At 51.9% G+C, this 237-nt stretch carries 1 rRNA gene; it reads right to left on the reverse strand.

The window, feature by feature from the left end:
* A 23S ribosomal RNA gene (locus NUM_RS24500) occupies nucleotides 1-237 on the reverse strand; the annotation flags it as partial.

Raw genomic sequence — 237 nt, forward strand, 5'->3', positions numbered from 1 at the left:
TTCATTCTACAAAAGGCACGCCATCACCCGTTAACGGGCTCTGACTACTTGTAGGCACACGGTTTCAGGATCTCTTTCACTCCCCTTCCGGGGTGCTTTTCACCTTTCCCTCACGGTACTGGTTCACTATCGGTCACTAGGGAGTATTTAGCCTTGGGAGATGGTCCTCCCGGATTCCGACGGAATTTCACGTGTTCCGCCGTACTCAGGATCCACTCAGGAGAGAACGAAGTTTTG

Source organism: Actinocatenispora comari, assembly GCF_017312725.1.
Taxonomy (GTDB): Bacteria; Actinomycetota; Actinomycetes; order Mycobacteriales; family Micromonosporaceae; genus Actinocatenispora; species Actinocatenispora comari.